Source organism: Streptomyces sp. NPDC043952 (assembly GCF_056435325.1).
The window spans coordinates 1-17,281 of the sequence record NZ_JBWKES010000017.1 but is presented as its reverse complement, the minus strand read 5'-3'; the positions used below and the strand labels follow the sequence as shown (position 1 = coordinate 17,281).

14 protein-coding genes are annotated in these 17,281 nt (G+C 74.7%); 7 read left to right on the top strand and 7 right to left on the bottom strand.

The window, feature by feature from the left end; genetic code table 11:
• Positions 1 to 90: 90 nt before the first annotated feature.
• The 3 genes from AC069R_RS20315 to AC069R_RS20305 all read right to left on the bottom strand — a co-directional run bounded on the left by AC069R_RS20315 (position 91) and on the right by AC069R_RS20305 (position 5,029).
• Positions 91 to 3,234 carry a sacsin N-terminal ATP-binding-like domain-containing protein gene (locus AC069R_RS20315; RefSeq protein WP_478768217.1) on the bottom strand — a complete coding sequence of 1,048 codons (3,144 nt, stop codon included), beginning with the start codon at positions 3,232 to 3,234 and terminating at the stop codon, positions 91 to 93.
• Positions 3,235 to 3,638: 404 nt separating this feature from the next.
• Positions 3,639 to 4,106, bottom strand: a complete 468-nt coding sequence (locus tag AC069R_RS20310) for a GNAT family N-acetyltransferase (protein ID WP_478768216.1) — start codon at positions 4,104 to 4,106, stop codon at positions 3,639 to 3,641.
• Positions 4,103 to 5,029, bottom strand: a complete 927-nt coding sequence (locus AC069R_RS20305; protein ID WP_478768215.1) for a DUF3027 domain-containing protein — start codon at positions 5,027 to 5,029, stop codon at positions 4,103 to 4,105. Before AC069R_RS20305 ends, AC069R_RS20310 begins: the two co-directional genes overlap by 4 nt.
• Before the next feature lie 266 nt (positions 5,030 to 5,295).
• Here AC069R_RS20305 and AC069R_RS20300 point away from each other — a divergent pair, with 266 nt between their 5' ends.
• The 4 genes from AC069R_RS20300 (at position 5,296) to AC069R_RS20285 (ending at position 9,015) form a co-directional block, all read left to right on the top strand.
• A complete protein-coding gene (locus AC069R_RS20300) occupies positions 5,296 to 6,687 on the top strand; it encodes an MFS transporter (RefSeq protein ID WP_478768214.1) in 1,392 nt (463 codons plus the stop codon).
• Positions 6,688 to 6,843: 156 nt separating this feature from the next.
• A complete protein-coding gene (locus AC069R_RS20295) occupies positions 6,844 to 7,341 on the top strand; it encodes a DUF2771 domain-containing protein (protein WP_397985361.1) in 498 nt (165 codons plus the stop codon).
• The gene (locus tag AC069R_RS20290; protein WP_478768213.1) at positions 7,314 to 8,177 is read left to right on the top strand and encodes a futalosine hydrolase; all 864 of its coding nucleotides are present in this window, start codon (positions 7,314 to 7,316) and stop codon (positions 8,175 to 8,177) included. Before AC069R_RS20295 ends, AC069R_RS20290 begins: the two co-directional genes overlap by 28 nt.
• Positions 8,167 to 9,015 carry a 1,4-dihydroxy-6-naphthoate synthase gene (locus AC069R_RS20285; RefSeq protein ID WP_478768212.1) on the top strand — a complete coding sequence of 283 codons (849 nt, stop codon included), beginning with the start codon at positions 8,167 to 8,169 and terminating at the stop codon, positions 9,013 to 9,015. Before AC069R_RS20290 ends, AC069R_RS20285 begins: the two co-directional genes overlap by 11 nt.
• A 43-nt stretch (positions 9,016 to 9,058) precedes the next feature.
• Here AC069R_RS20285 and AC069R_RS20280 read toward each other — a convergent pair whose 3' ends face one another.
• Positions 9,059 to 9,442, bottom strand: a complete 384-nt coding sequence (locus AC069R_RS20280; protein WP_397985359.1) for a cold-shock protein — start codon at positions 9,440 to 9,442, stop codon at positions 9,059 to 9,061.
• Between the two features lie 164 nt (positions 9,443 to 9,606).
• On the opposite strand from AC069R_RS20280, the gene AC069R_RS20275 reads away from it, so the two are divergent.
• Positions 9,607 to 9,864 carry a hypothetical protein gene (locus tag AC069R_RS20275; protein ID WP_037653331.1) on the top strand — a complete coding sequence of 86 codons (258 nt, stop codon included), beginning with the start codon at positions 9,607 to 9,609 and terminating at the stop codon, positions 9,862 to 9,864.
• Between the two features lie 45 nt (positions 9,865 to 9,909).
• Here the strand turns inward: AC069R_RS20275 and AC069R_RS20270 are convergent, their stop codons facing one another.
• Together AC069R_RS20270 and AC069R_RS20265 are read right to left on the bottom strand one after the other, a co-directional pair.
• A complete protein-coding gene (locus tag AC069R_RS20270) occupies positions 9,910 to 10,527 on the bottom strand; it encodes an HAD family hydrolase (protein ID WP_478768211.1) in 618 nt (205 codons plus the stop codon).
• Between the two features lie 518 nt (positions 10,528 to 11,045).
• Positions 11,046 to 12,179 carry a hypothetical protein gene (locus AC069R_RS20265; RefSeq protein WP_478768210.1) on the bottom strand — a complete coding sequence of 378 codons (1,134 nt, stop codon included), beginning with the start codon at positions 12,177 to 12,179 and terminating at the stop codon, positions 11,046 to 11,048.
• 110 nt (positions 12,180 to 12,289) lie between these two features.
• On the opposite strand from AC069R_RS20265, the gene AC069R_RS20260 reads away from it, so the two are divergent.
• Together AC069R_RS20260 and AC069R_RS20255 are read left to right on the top strand one after the other, a co-directional pair.
• A complete protein-coding gene (locus AC069R_RS20260) occupies positions 12,290 to 15,082 on the top strand; it encodes a helicase-associated domain-containing protein (protein WP_478768209.1) in 2,793 nt (930 codons plus the stop codon).
• Between the two features lie 123 nt (positions 15,083 to 15,205).
• The gene (locus AC069R_RS20255; RefSeq protein WP_478768208.1) at positions 15,206 to 16,861 is read left to right on the top strand and encodes a DNA repair helicase XPB; all 1,656 of its coding nucleotides are present in this window, start codon (positions 15,206 to 15,208) and stop codon (positions 16,859 to 16,861) included.
• 12 nt (positions 16,862 to 16,873) lie between these two features.
• Here AC069R_RS20255 and AC069R_RS20250 read toward each other — a convergent pair whose 3' ends face one another.
• Entirely contained in the window at positions 16,874 to 17,056 is a 183-nt protein-coding gene (locus AC069R_RS20250; RefSeq protein WP_478768207.1) for a hypothetical protein, read from the bottom strand.
• Positions 17,057 to 17,281: the final 225 nt, after the last annotated feature.

Below are 17,281 nucleotides of genomic sequence, written 5' to 3'. Positions count from 1 at the left end.
TGGGGAGTCGGACGACTCCGCAAGATCAGACAACGCACGCAGGGGAACGGTTGTACGGAAGTTGTGGATTTCGTAAGGAACCTCTGGAGGTCAGTCGAACCAGCGGTCCCGCGCCAGTTCCTCCGTCCGGGACGGGTCCTCCAGCAGGGCGGCGACCTCGAAGCGGCGCGGCCACTGCCGTGTCGCCCAGGCGAGTCCGGCGGCGACGCCCTCCAGGGTGGCCGCGTGCAGCACCCCGTCGTCGGTGAGCCGCCAGTCGATCTCCACGCCGTCCACGATCAGTTCGTCGTGCTCGACGTACGTCGCGGGCGTGCGCGGGCCGAGGAGGACGCGCACCGGTTCCGGTACGTCGTGCTCGGTGCCCTCGGAGTGCACCTCGCCGGTGACGGACTCGCTGAGCCGCCGCACCTGGAGCAGCTCGGCCAACTCGGCAGCACGGGCGGGGCGTACGGGCAGCAGGGGCACGCCGGAGGTGAAGGGCAGCAGGTCCGGGGAGTCGACGACCACGGCGTCGGCGGCGTCCACCACCGTCACCCGCCCGTCGAGCACGGCCCGCAACTCATCCGGCAGGGTGACCTGTTCCGGATCGATCTCCGCCAACGCGCCGTACAGCCCGTGCAGTTGGGCGCCGGTGACCGGGCGGTCCGGGTCGGCGAGCCGGTCCAGGAGTTCGGCGGCGCCGCCGGGCTCGTCCAGCAGGGCGGCGACCGAGGTGCGTACACCGAGGGCGCGCAGCACCTGTTCGTCCTCGAAGCCGGTGGCGTCGGCCTCGTCGTACAGGCCGCGCAGCAGCGGGTCGCCGCCGGCGGCGAGCAGGCCCGCGGGGCGCCGGCCGTCCAGCACCGGGTGCCCGCGCAGCCACCAGGCGGTGTACGGCCGTACCAGTTCGTGGGTGCCGTCGGGCAGCAGGACGCGCACCGGCTGGGTGAGGGCGTCGCGCAGCGGCGGGCGGGCGAGCAGGGCGAGGGCATCGGGCCAGTGGTCGTCGTCCACCAGGTCGAGGTCGCGGACGGCGACGAGTTCGGTGGCGACCGGCGGGACGGGGCTGTCCGGGAAGCGGTCGAGGATGTCCTCGCACCACACGTCCACGGCGTCCAGCAGCCCGGCGTCGTCGGGTTCGGCGAAGTCGCCCTCGCGGGGCTCCAGTTCGTCCGGGTCGAGGACGACGTCGGTGGCGCGCACCAGTGCGAAGGTGGCGAGCACCCCGCAGGCGGTGAGCGGCTGTTCGCCCCACTTGTCCGCCAACTCCTGCTCCACAGCGGCGAGTTCGCCCTCGCGGATCACGTGGGCGAAGGGGCTGCCGGGGAGGACCAGCTCGCCCGCGGGGGCGAGTTCGCCGTCCTCGTCGGGCAGCGCGAGGGCGCCGAGCCAGGGCTCGTCACCGGGCTCCAGGCCCGCGTCCCGCACCAATCCGAGGACGGTGTCGGCGAGTTCCTCCGCGTCGGGGGCGTCCTCCTCCCAGCCGAGGGCGCCCTCGTCGTCCAGGGAGGCGGCGACGGCGGCCCGCACCTGGGGGGTGGTGAGCACCGCGCGCGGGGTGGCGGGCAGCGCGCCCAGCTTCTCCAGCAGCGGGTGGGCGGCGTCCTCGTGGGCGACCTTCAGACCGAGCCGGGCGAGCACGTCCGCGTCGATGCGGGCGCCGTCGGGGGTGGGCAGCAGCACATGGCGGGGGCCGACGGTGGTCCGTCCTCCCCCGGAGCCGGCGAGCGGCACGGGCAGCCCCGACAGCCGCTCCACGTCCACGCCCGCGAGGCTGTCGTAGAGCCGCCACCACCAGCCGGGTTCCTTCTCCAGGCCCGCGAGCCGGTCGACGGCGTCGGCGAGCGGGAGCCGGGCGACGCCGAGGGCGCGCAGCTCGGGGCGGCGCTCCAGCCCCGCGGGCAGCAGGGTGGGCAGCACCTCGGCGAGCACCCGCACGGTCTCGGCGCCGGCGCCCTCCACCAGCTCCGCGTCCCGCGGCCGCAGGGCCTGGGGCAGTTCGTCCTCGCCGTCCCCGCCGGGCAGCGCGGGCGGCAGGAAGGCGGTGCGCGGCAGCCGTTCCAGGAGGGCCTGGCGCAGCGCGCCGTCCAGCTCGCCCTTGCCCAGCGGGCCGGGCACGAGGTCGACGGCGGCCTCCGTCACCGGGCGCCAACCGGCGAGCAGTTCGGTGTACACGTCGGCCGCGCGCTGCACCAGGAAGTCGGTGAGCGGGCCGGGCGCGGTGTGCCGGCGGGTGGTGTCCAGCGGGAAGGAGGCGATGAGCAGGGCGGGGACGCCGAGGGGTTCGTCGCTGGGGGTGGGGGCGTGCACGACGGGGGACGTGCGGGGGCGCACCGGGCGGCCCTGGTCGTCGGTGGGCACGGCCCAGGTCACCGACCAGTGGGGCCGCAGCCGCTCCTCCACCGGGCGGTCGGCGAGCAGGTGCGCGTCGAGCGGTCCGTGCGCGGCGGCGGTACGCCAGCGGGTCGTGCCCTCCCGTGAGTCCGCTACGACGGTGACGGCGCCCTCGGTGTGCCGGCGCAGGGTGCGGGGCGCGTCGTCGCCGACCTCGATGACGACCTCCGCCAGACCCGGCAGGGTGAGCAGGAGCGCGTCGTCCACGGCGTCCAGCAGCCGCTCGGCGAGGTCGGCGGCGGCCGCGTCGCGCAGCGGCAGGATGACGGCGGTGTCGTACGGGTCGGGGGCGGTGCCCTCGGCGGCGAAGGGCAGCCGGAGCAGCGGGACGTGGCCGGCGCGGCGGCGGACCTCGTCACCGAGTCCGGGGCTGTGCCGGGCGGCGTCGGCGGCCAGTTCGCGCGCCTCGGTGAGGGACCAGCGGACGCCACCGTGCCGGCCGACGAGGGCGGGTTCGTCGGTGACCGAGAGGACGGCGGCGAAACCGACGCCGAAGCGGCCGACGGCGGCGTGCGGGGAGTCGGCGTCGCGCTTGGCGGAGGCGCGCAGCGTGGACAGCGACTCGACGCCGGTGGCGTCCAGGGGGGCGCCGGTGTTGGCCGCGATCAGGACGCCGTCGCGGAGCGTGAGACGGAGGCGGCCCGGCACGTGGGCGCGGGCGGCGGCGTCGGCGGCGTTCTGCGCCAGCTCGATCACCAGGCGGTCCCGGTAGCCGCCCAGTACGAGGTCTTCCTCGGCGTTGGCGTCCTCGCGGAAGCGGGCGGGGCTGGTGGCCCAGGCGTCGATGACACCGCGACGCAGCCGGGCCGTCCCGAAGGGATCGGCACCCTCGGCCGCGGGCCGCACGTACTTGCTGCTCACGTTCACACTCCTCGTCGACGTGAGGAAGAAGGTACAGCGCGGGGGCGCCGGCCCGACTCCTCGCCCACCCACCCACCCGACTCGGTCGGCCGAGAGGCGGACGAGGGGTCAGCCCCGGTGGCCGAGAGCCGCACGGATGCCGCGACTGGGGTACGGGTTTGGTGCTCGGGTCCCGGACACGGCTGGGGCGCGGGGCGGTGGAGGGCGGGATGAGTGAGGCGGGAGGCCGGTGGGGCGGACGCCGAGCACCGGACACCACGCACCGAGCACCGGACACCGCGCACCCACGCACCCACGCACCCACGCACCCGCAGAGTGCCCCTGGCTCCGTCAGGCCGGCCCGCAGAAGACCCTCACCAGTCCGCAGGAAATCCACACCGGCCCGGTAAAACCCTCGGCCGCTGTCAGCGCAGCGCCTTGCGGTAGACCTGGCGGGAGCCGCCCTCCGGGCCGTCGGGGGCCGGTTCGGCCGGGGTGAAGGCGAGGGAGTCGTAGAAGGCGCGGGCGCCGCTCGGGACCGCGCCGGGGTGGTCCGGGCCGAAGGTGACCACCTCGACCGTGGCGGGGGGACGGACGAAGCGGTCGATCGCGTCGGCCAGCAGCGCGCGGCCCACGCCCCCGCACCGGGCCCGTTCCGTGACGACCAGCCAGTGCACCTTGTGCACCGGGGGCTTGCCGCCGAAGAGGAGGGCGCCCAGCAGCTCCCCGGCCGCGGCCCGAGCGACCAGCGCCGTGCCGCGGCCGATGCCCCGCCGCACCGCCTCGGTGAAACCGGGGTCGTCCGTCATCGGGCCGAACCAGTGCTCCACCTCGGCCGCCAGGGAGAGGAAACCGGTCAGGTCCGCCTCGCGGGCGGGGCCGACCAGGGTCACGAGTGGCCCAGTTCCGCCGTCTCCTCGTCCGTCGTCTCCGGGACCGAGCCCGAGTCGCGGGCGGGGTGCAGCGGGAAGGGCGCGAGGCGGGTCTCGTCGATGACCGGCGCGGCCGGCTGCGGGGGCTTGGGCATCACCGCCGCCTCGGAGTGGCCGCCGCAGCCGTACGCGAGGGAGACCACCCGGCCGTCCGCCGGGGCGAACTCGTTGGCGCACACACCGAACGCCTGGCCCAGCGAGCCGCCGATGGGCACGAGGAACCCACAGCTCAGACACGTGGCCGGAGCCGCCTGCGCCATCGGCGTCTTCGGCCCGAACGCCTCCTCCCAGCGGTCGGCCGCGCGGTGCAGGCCGTAACGGGACAGAACACGCGCTCTGCGCATGCCCAGTTCCTCGGCCACCGCGGCGATGGTGCCCCGCGAGGGCACCGTCGGCTGGACGGCCGGCGCGCCCGGTGCGACGTCCGCGTCCTCGGCCTCCGCCAGCTCCGCCATCTCCTCGGACACCGCGGAGTCGACCGGCGGCTGGTCATCGCCGGTGTAGCCCGGTTCCAGACGCGGGTCGTCCTGGTCGGTGGGGAGCAGATCGCCGGGGCCGAGGTCGCCGGGGCGCAGCCGCTCGCTCCACGGCACCCACTCGGGGGCGAGGAGGGCGTCCGGGCCAGGGAGCAGGACCACCTCGTCCAGCGTGACGACCTTGGCGCGGGAGGCGCGGGCCACGGTGACGGCCCAGCGCCAGCCCCGGTAGCCCAGTTCCTTGCACTCGAAGAAGTGCGTGACAACACGGTCGCCCTCGGAGACGAGCCCGGAGTGCTCGCCGACCACACCGGGCGCGGCCGCCTCCTCCGCGGCGGCGCGGGCGAGGTCGACCGCCTCGGCGCACAGGCGGTCGGGGGTGCGGCTTCGCGTTGTCGCTGCGCTCACAGGTATCGCTTCTCTCCTACGCCGTCTCGTCAAGGCGGCTGCCTTAGGCGGGTTGGCCGACGGAGCGGACCTCAGGACCGCATCGACGTCTGCATCATCCGCGCGCTCGGGCGCACCTCTGCCATCCATTCTGCGTTATGGCTGAGATACGCACGCTACACCGAACAGGATTCATTGCCGCTCGGCGGCATTCTCCCCCACCTCGGAGGCACGGTTCGCCGCCATACGTGCCGTATCCGCACTATCCCGCGGCATCTCGGGGCACTATGAACCTCGTGGCAACCGCGGACAGGCGTGGGGTTCGGGGTGGCGGTGCGCGCCGGGTGGGCGGTGCCGCCCGGTCCGTCGGGCGTGCCCTGCACTCCCCGGTCACCGGCGCCGCGCGCGGCATCCGCCGGGCGACCCACGCGCACGGCGCGGGTGAGTCGGGCCTCGGCAAGCTGATCGAGCTGCACGCGGTGAACGGCGCCGGGGACGTCATGATCACCGTGGCGCTGGCCTCCACCGTGTTCTTCTCCGTGCCGACCGACGAGGCGCGCGGGCGGGTCGCGCTGTACCTGGCGATCACGATGGCGCCGTTCACCGTCCTCGCCCCCGTGATCGGCCCGCTGCTCGACCGGCTGCCGCACGGGCGGCGGGCCGCGATGGCGGCGGCCATGCTGGCGCGGGCGCTGCTCGCCCTGCTGATCTCCGGCGCGGTGGCGACCGGCAGCCTGGAGCTGTACCCGGCGGCGCTGGGCGTGCTGGTGGCGTCCAAGGCGTACGGCGTGGTGCGCAGCGCCGTCGTACCGCGGCTGCTGCCGCCCCTGTTCTCGCTGGTGAAGGCCAACTCCAGGGTCACCCTGGCCGGGCTGCTGGCCACCGGGGTGGCCGCGCCGATCGCGGCGGGGCTGCACCGGCTCGGCGATCCCTGGCCGCTGTACGGCGCCTTCGTGATCTTCGTGGGGGGTACGGCGCTGTCCTTCTCGCTGCCGCCCAAGGTGGACTCGGCCCGCGGCGAGGTGGTGGCGCTGCTCGCCGCCGACGAGAAGCGGCTGCCGCGGACCAGGGTGAAGCGGCCCGGACTGCGCACGGTCGGGCCCGCCGTGACCCACGCCCTCGGCGCCAACGCGGCCCTGCGCTGCCTGTCCGGCTTCCTGATCTTCTTCCTCGCCTTCCTGCTGCGCGAGCACCCGCTCGGCGGCCAGAGCGCGGTGGTCTCGCTGGGCCTGGTGGGCGCCGCGGCCGGCACGGGCAACGCGCTGGGCACGGCGGTGGGGGCGTGGCTGAGATCACGGGCGCCGGAGATCATCATCGTGACCGTGGTCGCGGCGGCGCTGGGCATGGCACTCGTGGCCGCGGTGTTCTTCGGGACCGTCCTGGTGACCTGTCTCGCGGCGGTCGCGGGGTGCGCGCAGGCGCTGGCCAAGCTGGCGCTGGACGCGCTGATCCAGCGGGACGTGCCGGAGCTGGTGCGCAGTTCGGCCTTCGCCCGCTCCGAGACGCTGCTCCAGATGGCGTGGGTGTTCGGCGGCGCGGTCGGCATCGTGATGCCGCTCGACGGCACGCTCGGGCTGCTGGCCGGCGCCGCGTTCGTGGCCGTGGGCTGGCTGAGCACCCTGCGCGGTCTGATCGCCTCCGCCCGGTACGGCGGCCGGCCCCGCGCGCGGGTGGCGTGACCGGACGCCGGGAGTGAAGGGGCGGTGTCGTAAAGGGGCAGGTCGCGTGACGAACCGGGCACGCCGTGGTTGTCGCGGACACGACTGGCGTAACGAACCGGGCACGCCGCACCCCGCGTGGGGGGACGGCTCCGGGGGCCCGATAATCTTTCGGCCATGACCACGCTGCCCCGCGGCGAAGCCGCTGAAGTACACCGCGTTGTGCGGCGCCGCCGCGCCGTCGCCGCCGCCGGCGCCGTTGCCGCCGGACTGCTCGTCCTGTCGGCCTGCGACAAGCCGACGCCCAACGCGACGATCACCGTCGGCCGGGACTCGGTGCACTCCGAGGCGGTCTGCTACAACGACGGCAAGGCCATCGACGCCAAGGCCCTGACCGACTGCGCCAAGAAGTCCGCCGACGCGAAGGGCATCTCGGTCGGCGAGGACTCGACGGTCCGCATCGGCGTCGACCCGAAGATCGCGGACGCCGGCTGGGCCGTGCTGGTCAACGGCCGCCCGTTCACCAGCCTCAGCAAGGAGACGTACCGCACCCTGCCGGGCAACGCGTTCTTCAACGAGCAGTACGGCACGGGCGGCAACACCAACACGCTGGTGATCCAGATGGGCTCCAGCCCGACCAAGGGCGTGTGGTCCTTCAAGCTGAAGAAGGCCTGATCACGACGTCCGCACGCATCCTCGTGGCCACCGCGGTCCCGGCCGAACGGGACGCGGTGGCACGTGCGTTCCCCGAGTCCGGGGACGAGGTACGGCTGCCGGGCGCGGTGGTGATCCGTACGACGGCCGGTGACGATCCGGCTCGTACGGCCGCCGGTGCGGATCCGGTTCGTACGACCGCCCGTGCCGACGCGGGGCATACGGCCGCCGGTGCCGGTCCGGCCGGTGCGACCGCCGGTGCCGGCGTGACCGATCTGCTCGCCGCCGGGGTCGGGCCCGCGCGGGCCGCCGCCGCCACCGCCGCCGCGCTCACCGCCGCCGCGCTCGCGGGCGCCCCCTACGACCTGGTCGTCTCGGCCGGGATCGGCGGCGGCTTCGCGCCCGACGCGCCGCTCGGCTCGCTCGTCGTCGCCGACGCGATCACCGTCGCCGATCTGGGCGCCGAGACCGCCGACGGCTTCCTCCCGGTCACCGAGCTGGGCTTCGGGACCGTCACCCACCGCCCGCCGGAATCACTCGTACGGGCCGTGGCCGAGGCCACCGGCGCCCGCACCGGCACCGTCCTGACCGTGTCCACCGTGACCGGCACCGCCGCCCGCGCCGCCGCGCTGCGCGCCCGGCACCCCCGCGCGCTCGCCGAGGGCATGGAGGGCTTCGGGGTCGCCGAGGCCGCCGACGCCCAGGGCGTGCCGGTGCTGGAGATCCGCGCGATCTCCAACCCGGTCGGCCCGCGCGACCGCGCCGCCTGGCGCATCGGCGACGCCCTCGCCGCCCTCACCGCGGCCTTCGGGAAGTTCGCGCCCGCCTTGGAGAGTTGGAACCCGTATGACCAGTGAGCCGTTGCAGATCGCGTACTCGCCCTGCCCCAACGACACCTTCGTCTTCGACGCCCTCGCCCACGGCCGCGTCCCCGGCGCCCCCGCGCTGGACGTGACCTTCGCCGACATCGACATCACCAACGGCATGGCCGAGCGCGGCGAGTTCGACGTGCTGAAGGTGTCGTACGCCGTGCTGCCGTACGTCCTCGGCGAGTACGCGCTGCTGCCCTGCGGCGGCGCGCTCGGCCGGGGCTGCGGGCCGCTGGTGCTCACGCGGGAGGAGGGGGTCGATCTGACGGGCCGTACGGTCGCCGTGCCCAGCGAGAAGTCGACCGCGTATCTGCTGTTCCGGCTGTGGGCGGCGGACACCGTGCCCGGCGGGGTCGGCGAGATCGTGGTCATGCCGTTCCACGAGATCATGCCGGCCGTGCGGGACGGCAAGGTGGACGCGGGACTGGTGATCCACGAGGCCCGCTTCACCTACCGGAACTACGGGCTGCACAAGCTCGCCGACATGGGCGAGCACTGGGAGCGCACGACCGGGCTGCCGATCCCGCTGGGCGCGATCGTGGCCAAGCGGTCGCTGGGCGCCGAGGCGCTGAAGGGGCTCGCCGAGGCGGTGCGCGCCTCCGTGCGGGCGGCCTGGGACGCGCCCGAGGTCTCCCGGCCGTATGTCATGGCGCACGCCCAGGAGATGGACCCGGCGGTGGCCGACCAGCACATCGGGCTGTACGTCAACGAGTTCACCGCCGACCTCGGCGAGGACGGCTACGCGGCGATCCGCGGGCTGCTCACCCGCGCCGCGGCCGAGGGGCTGGTGCCGCCCCTCGGCCCGGACGCGCTCGCGTTTCCCTGACGGGAGCCTGCCCGGCAGGGGTCTGCTGGAGAGGGGGCGCCGGTCAGACGTCCAGCTGGTCGGCGACCGCGCGGAGCAGTCCGGCGATCTTCTTGCCGGAGGCCTTCTCGGGGTAGCGGCCCTTCTCCAGCATCGGGGTGATGTTCTCGAGGACGGTCGTCAGGTCCTGCACGATCGAGGCCAGCTCGTCGGGCTTCTTGCGCTGGGCGGCGGCCACGGAGGGCGTCGGGTCGAGCACGGTCACCGAAAGCGCCTGGTCGCCGCGCTGGCCGGCGACCACGCCGAATTCCACGCGCTGTCCCGGCTTGAGCACATCGACTCCGGCGGGGAGAACCGAGGAATGGACGAAGACGTCACCGCCGTCGTCGCGGGAGAGAAAGCCGAAGCCCTTCTCGCTGTTGAACCACTTGACCTTGCCGGTAGGCACGTCTGTCCTCGTCCTCGTACTCGTCGGGAAAACTTCTTCGGAAACGGCTCTTGATAGCACTAGAGCGGGTCGACCGTGACCCGCCGTCATCAAGGCTAATGGTCTTGGACCCGGTGACAAGACGTCCCCCGGTCGTTCTCTCGCGCAGGAACTACCCTGGTCCGGTGCGTGACAAAACCCAAGCGAATTCCGCCGGGCCCGGCGACGGACTGATCCGTGCCGGCGCCATCGTGTTCTTCGTCGGGGCCCTGGCCACCCTGGTCACGATGGTCCCGTTGTTCCTCGGAACCAAGCCGTTTCCCACCTACATGTACGGACTGTGCATGCTCATGGGCGTCGGCTTCCTCGTCGCCGGCGCGGGTGTGCTGCGGTCGATCGCGGCCGGCCGGCGGCAGGCGAGGAGCGCCGCGGCCTCCCGGTAGCGGGCGGGGCGGGGCCGCGCGGAGGGGCCGCCGGAGCCGGAGCCGTCAGGGGCGGTAATCGGCCAGCCACGCCGGGAAGGCGGACAGGTCGTCCAGGACGACGTCCGCCCCGGCGGCGCGCAGCTCGTCCGCGGGGCAGGGCCCGGTCGCCACGGCGACCGACAGCGCGCCCGCCGTACGCGCCCCGCGCACATCGCCGGTGTGGTCGCCGACGTACACCCCCGCGCCGTACTCGCGCAGCGCCTGCGCCTTCTGCTCGGCCCACAGGTCGCCCACGACCACGTCCGGCTCGATGCCCAGGTGGGACAGGTGCAGCTTGGCGTTCGGCTCGTACTTGGCGGTGACCACCATGGTCCGGCCGCCGGCCGCGCGCACCGCCGCCATGGCCTCGCGGGCGCCCGCCATGGCGGGGGTCGCGGCGATGGCTATGGACGGGTACATCTCCCGGTACAGGTCGGCCACCGCGGGCACCCGCTCGGCCGGGAACCAGTTCACCAGTTCGTCCGCCAGCGGCGGGCCGAGCCGGGTGATCGCCAGGTCGGCGTCGATGTACGTCCCCGTACGCTCCGCCAGCGCCACGTAGCACGCGCGGATGCCGGGCCGGGAGTCGATGAGGGTCATGTCGAGGTCGAAGCCGACGGTGAGGGAGGCCATGGGGGACATGGTGCCAGGTGGGTACGACAGCCCACCGCCCTCCATCCGACCTCCCCACCACGGGCACCGGCCACTGCACCGAGGACGCCGACCGCTGCCCCACGGGCGTCGGCTACCACCCCACGGGCGTAGGCCGCTGTTTCACGCCCGGCGACCGCTGCCCCACGTGGGCCGGCCGCTGTTCACGGGTGTCGGCCGCTCCCCGGCGGACGTCGGCCGCTACCCCACGCACGCCAGCCACTGCCCCACGCACGCCAGCCGCTCCCCGGCGGACGTCGGCCACTGCCCCACGCACGCCGGCCACTGCCCCACGGGCGTCGGCCACCACCCCACGGGCGTAGGCCGCTGTTTCACGCCCGGCGACCGCTGCCCCACGTGGGCCGGCCGCTGTTCACGGGTGTCGGCCGCTCCCCGGCGGGCATCGGGTGCCCGCGCCGCGGGCGTCGGCCGCTGTTCACGTGCATCGGTGCCGCGCCGCGGGCGTCCGGCCTTGCCCCGGTAGGCCGTCGGTTCGTGTGCCGCCGGTGTCAGCCTCTGCGCTGCGAGCGCCACACCACGTACAGCGCCGAGGCGACGGCCGCGCCCCGCACCACCCAGGGCCAGGTCTGGGCGACGGCGTCGCTCATCTGCCCCTGGGCGATCGGGTCGCCCCAGCGGCCGCTCTGCCGTCCCCACAGCCACACCAGGCCCGCCGCGACCGCGCTGCCGGGCAGCACGAGCACGGCCCACTTGGTCTCGGACGGGCTCAGCCGCCGGGAGGCGTAGACGATCGCCCAGCCGGCGAGCAGCGCGAACCAGTTGCCGAGCACCGCCCCGGCGACCAGCGCGGCGGCGGCCAGCAGCAGGAACGGGTTGGACCAGCCGGCGGCGGGACCGGGCAGGAGACGGCGGGCGGGGGCGGCGGTCCCGGCGTCCGGCGCGCTGTCGGACACGATGCCGGGCACCTTGTCGGGCGCCTTGTCCGGGGCCGGTGCGGCGGCCGTGGCCCGGCGCGGGAACAGCCCGAAGCGCCGGGCGGGGGCGGGAGGAGGAGCCCCTGCCGCCTTCTCCCGCTCCTCCCGCTCCAGCCGCTCCTTCTCCAGCTCGTGCGGCGGGCGGCGCAGCAGGTCCGGGATCTCCACCCCGCCGACGAAGCCCGGCACCGGGTCGGTGTCCAGGAAGGGGCTGTGCCCGGCGCCGCCGAAGGCACCGTCGGAGGTGCGCCACCAGTCGCGCACCGGCTCGGCCTGCCACAGCTCGTGCGCGGCGGCGGGCGGCGCGTCCGCGGGCACGGACGGCTCGGGCCGGGACCCGGCGGGACGCGGCCGGGGCACGACCCGGCGCAGACCCCGCGGCCGCTCCCCGGCCGGCGCCGCGCGCTCCGGCTCCCGCTCCCGCGGCGCGGGCTGCGCCGGTACGGCGGCGGTCGGGCTGCCCGCGCCCCCGGCGGGCCCGGTGCCGCCCGCGGCCTCGACCACCTCGTCGGGGGTGCCCAGGCGGTCCAGGATGCGGCGGACCGCGGCGGGACTGTCCACCGTCGCCCTGGCCCGGTCGCGGTCGATCTCGTTGCGCAGCTCCGAGACCAGCCGCATGCGTGCGGAGGACGGCAGCTGCCGCTGCTGAGCGATGTCCCCGACGCGGCTCAGGTACTCGTAGACGACCTTGTCGCTTTCGATGCCCACGGAATCCCTCCGGGGAGACGCCGACTGAAACCCCGTGAGGACGGTAGCGCAGAGCGGGGCCCCGCCCGCCACGGCTGAAGGGCCGGGGGTGACCCGCTACCGTTGGCCGGATGAGCCAAGAGGCCAACCCAGCCCCTCGGTCCCTCGCGGAGGCGCTCCGCGCCAGGGACGACGCCTCCCTGGCCGCGCTGCTGCGCAGCCGCCCGGACCTCATCACGCCCGTCCCCACCGATCTGACCCAGCTGGCCACCCGCGCCGGCACCCGGTCCTCGGTGCTGCGGGCCCTGGAACGGCTGGACCGCTTCGCGTTGCAGACCGCCGAGGCGCTGGCCGTCGCCCCGGACCCCGCGTCGTACCCGGCCCTGCTCGGGCTGATGGCCGGGGACGCCGGGGACGAGACGGTGGCCGCCGCGCTCCCCCGCGCCCTCGCCACCCTGCGCGAACAGGCGCTGGTGTGGGGCGACGACGAGCGGCTGCGGCTGGTGCGCACCGCCCGTGAGCTGCTCGCACCGTCCCCGCAGCACCCCTCGCCGACCGGGCTCGGACCCACCGTGCACGAGGCCGCCTCGGGCATGTCTCCGGGGCGGATCCAGGAGATCGTGACCACGGCGGGGCTGGCCTCGACCCATGACTCGGTGTCGGCGGTGAACGCGCTGACCGCCCTGTTCACCCACCGGAAGAAGATGGCCAGGCTGCTCGCCAAGGCGCCGGAGGGCTCCCTGGAGGTGCTGTCCCGGCTGGTGTGGGGGCCGCCGTACGGCCAGGTCACCCCGGAACCGGCCGCCCATCTGCGCTGGCTGCTGGACCGGGGCCTGCTGCTGCCGACGGCACCCGGCACCGTCGTACTCCCCCGCGAGGTGGCCCTGCATCTGCGCGCGGGCCGCGCCCACCGGGAGCCCGAGCCGCTGCCGCCCGCGGTGGAGCCGGCCGCGACCCACCGTCCACAGGTTGTGGACGCGACGGCGGCCGGTCAGGCGCACACCGCGCTCGCCACCGTCGAGGAGCTGCTGAAGGACTGGGACGAGGGCGGGCCGGCGGTGCTGCGGGCCGGCGGGCTGAGCGTGCGCGATCTCAAGCGGACCGCCGTCGCCCTGGACGTGCCCGAGCCGGTCGCCGCGTTCTGGGTCGAACTGGCTTATGCGGCGGGCCTGTTGGCCTCGGACGGCGAGGCCGACGAGCGGTACGCCGCCACCCCCTTCTACGACGAGTGGCTGGAGCGTCCCCCGGCCGAGCGCTGGGCGCTGCTCGCCGGCGTCTGGCTGACGGCGACCCGCGCGCCGGGTCTGGTCGGCGGCCGGGACGCGAAGGACCGCACCCTCTCCGCGCTCGGCCCCGGCCTGGACCGCTCGGCCGCGCCCGAGGTACGGCACCGGGTGCTGACCCTGCTGGCCGGCCTCCCGGCGGGCGCCGCCCCCGTCCCGGAGTCGGTCCTGTCCCGCCTGCACTGGGAACGCCCCCTGCGGGGCACCGCGGCCACGCCCCGCCCCGGCAGGGACACCCCCGCGGCCCCCGCCGAGGACCTGCGCACCCGCCTGGCCCGCTGGACCCTCACGGAGGCGGAACTCCTGGGCGTGACGGGACGCGGCGCGCTGTCCACCCATGGCCGGGCGCTGCTGGGGGCACCGGCGGCCGGCGCGGGTGGTGCGGGCGAGGGGGGCGACTTGGCCGGAGCGGCCAAGGCGGTTCGCCCGACCGGCGCGGCCGGTCCGGCCGGCGTGCCCGACGCGGCTGGTCCGACCGGCGTGTCCGGGGTGACCGGCGCCGGAGCCCCGGCCGGCCCGGTCGGCGTGACCGGTGCGGGTGACCCGGTCGGCAGGGGTGAGCCCAGTGACCCTGATGGCCCTGATGGCCCCGGCGACAAGCTCCCCGTCCATCACCACCGCACATCCGCCCCGGCCCCGACCGCCACCATTGCCCCGGCCATCCCGGTGGCCCCCGCTCCTCTCTCCCCCGCCGAACAAGCCGCCGCCACCGCCACCGCCGCCCGGCTGCTCGCCCCGCTCCTGCCCGAGCCCCTCGATCACGTCCTCCTCCAGGCCGATCTGACGGCGGTCGCGCCGGGGCCGCTGGAGCGGCCGCTCGCGGAGATGCTCGGGGTGCTCGCGGACGTGGAGTCGAAGGGCGGCGCGACGGTGTACCGGTTCACGCCGGGATCGGTGCGCCGGGCCCTGGACGCCGGGCGGACCGCCGCCGATCTGCACGACTTCCTCGCCCGGCACTCGCGCACCCCGGTCCCGCAGCCGCTCGCCTACCTGATCGACGACGTGGCCCGCAGACACGGGCAGCTGCGGATCGGCGCCGCCTCCGCCTACGTCCGCTGCGACGACGACGCGCTGCTGAACGAGATCCTCGCCGACAAGCGCGCCACCGCCCTGCGCCTGCGCCGCCTCGCCCCGACCGTGCTGGCCGCCCAGACCGATCCGGCCGCCCTGCTGGAGGGCCTGCGCGCGATGGGCTTCGCGCCCGCCGCCGAGTCCGCCGAGGGCGATGTGCTGATCACCCGCGCCCACGCCCACCGCACCCCGCCCCGGACCGCGCCCGAGCCGGTGCCGGACGGCCCGCCGCCGCCCGACGCCACGCTCCTGTCCGCCGCGATCCGCGCCATCCGGGCCGGTGACCTGGCCGCCACCGCGCCCCGCAAGCCCGTCGGCACCGATACGGCGGCCGGTGAGCTGCCCCGCACCTCCGCCGCCGAGACCCTGGCCACCGTGCAGGCGGCCGTGCTCACCGGCGACTCCCTGTGGATCGGCTACGTCAACGCCGAGGGCGCCGCCAGCCAGCGCGTCATCGCGCCGGTCCGCGTGGAGGGCGGCTTCGTGACGGCGTACGACCACACGGCGGACGAGGTCCGGACCTATCCACTGCACCGCATCACCGGGGTGGCCGAGCTGGCCGGGGAGTGAGCGGGGACGGTCGCGGTGGCCCGCGGCCCACCGTGATCGCCACCGGATGGGGCACACTGGAGGTTTGGTCCCGGTGAAGGCCGTCGTCCCCGTGAAGGCCGTGGTGGAAAGGGTGTGCCGCGCGTGAATGGTCCACTGATCGTCCAGTCCGACAAGACCCTGCTCCTGGAGGTCGACCACGAGCGGGCCGACGACTGCCGACGCGCCATCGCGCCGTTCGCCGAGCTGGAGCGGGCACCCGAGCACATCCACACCTACCGGGTGACGCCGCTCGGGCTGTGGAACGCACGGGCCGCGGGGCACGACGCGGAGCAGGTCGTGGACGCGCTGGTGGAGTACAGCAGGTACCCGGTCCCGCACGCGCTGCTCGTGGACATCGCCGAGACGATGGACCGCTACGGCCGCCTCACCCTCTCCAAGCACCCCGCGCACGGACTGGTCCTGACAACCACCGACCGGCCGGTCCTGGAGGAGGTCCTGAAGTCCAAGCGGATCGCCCCGCTGGTCGGCGCGCGGATCGACCCGGACACCGTGGTGGTGCACCCCTCCGAGCGCGGGCAGATCAAGCAGACGCTGCTCAAGCTCGGCTGGCCGGCCGAGGACCTCGCGGGGTACGTGGACGGCGAGGCGCACCCCATCGACCTGCGTGAGGACGGCTGGGCCCTGCGGCCGTACCAGAAGCAGGCCGTGGAGAACTTCTGGCACGGCGGCAGCGGTGTCGTCGTACTGCCCTGCGGTGCGGGCAAGACGCTGGTGGGCGCGGCCTCCATGGCGGAGGCGAAGTCGACCACGCTGATTCTGGTGACCAACACCGTCTCCGCCCGGCAGTGGAAGCACGAGTTGGTGAAGCGGACCTCGCTGACCGAGGACGAGATCGGCGAGTACAGCGGGACCCGCAAGGAGATCCGCCCGGTCACCATCGCCACCTACCAGGTGCTGACGACCAAGCGGAAGGGCGTCTATCCGCACCTGGAGCTGTTCGACTCGCGTGACTGGGGACTGATCGTCTACGACGAGGTGCATCTGCTGCCGGCTCCCGTCTTCAAGTTCACCGCCGATCTCCAGGCACGGCGGCGGCTGGGGCTGACCGCCACGCTGGTGCGCGAGGACGGCCGTGAGTCGGATGTGTTCTCCCTGATCGGGCCCAAGCGGTTCGACGCGCCCTGGAAGGAGATCGAGGCGCAGGGCTATATCGCGCCCGCCGACTGCGTCGAGGTCCGGGTGAACCTGACGGAGTCCGAGCGGCTGGCGTACGCGACGGCCGAGACGGAGGAGAAGTACCGCTTCTGTGCCACCACGGACACCAAGCGGAAGGTCACGGAGGCGATCGTCCGCCGGTTCGCGGGCCAGCAGATCCTCGTGATCGGTCAGTACATCGACCAACTCGACGAGCTGGGCGAGCACTTGAACGCCCCGGTGATCAAGGGCGAGACCTCCAACGCCCAGCGCGAGAAGCTTTTCGACGCCTTCCGTGAGGGCGAGATCAACGTGCTGGTGGTGTCCAAGGTCGCGAACTTCTCCATCGACCTGCCCGAGGCCACGGTCGCCATCCAGGTGTCCGGCACCTTCGGCTCCCGCCAGGAGGAGGCCCAGCGGCTCGGCCGGGTGCTGCGGCCCAAGGCCGACGGCCACCAGGCCCACTTCTACTCGGTCGTGGCCCGCGACACCATCGACCAGGACTTCGCCGCGCACCGCCAGCGCTTCCTGGCCGAACAGGGCTACGCCTACCGGATCATGGACGCGGACGAGATCCTCTCGGAGGCGGAGGGCCGGGGGTGACGGGTGCCGCCGTCACGCCCGGCGTATGCCCGCCTCCTCGCCGTACTCACCGAGGATGACGACGCCGAACGCCGCCTGCGCGAACACCTTCAGCGCGCGCAGGGCGCTGCCCAGGAGGTGGCGCGGGGCGCCGTCCACCGCCGTGGCTCCGGTCGGGGGGCGGGGAGTGGTGGGGGAAACGGTTGCTGCGCTCATGACTCCATGGTGGAACTCCGGGCCGCTTCGCGGTATCGGTCCACGGGTCCAATTCCGGACGCCCCCGCCTGCACCCGCGGGTGGACCCGACCCCCACCCGCCCCCTAGGTCCGGCCCGCCCGCACCCCTTAGAACTCCTAACGAAATGATCTTCGGGGTGATTGGATCACTGCGGGACTGGTGATCTGGGGGTGTGGGGTGGCTCGGCCGAAGCCCTGGGAAGTC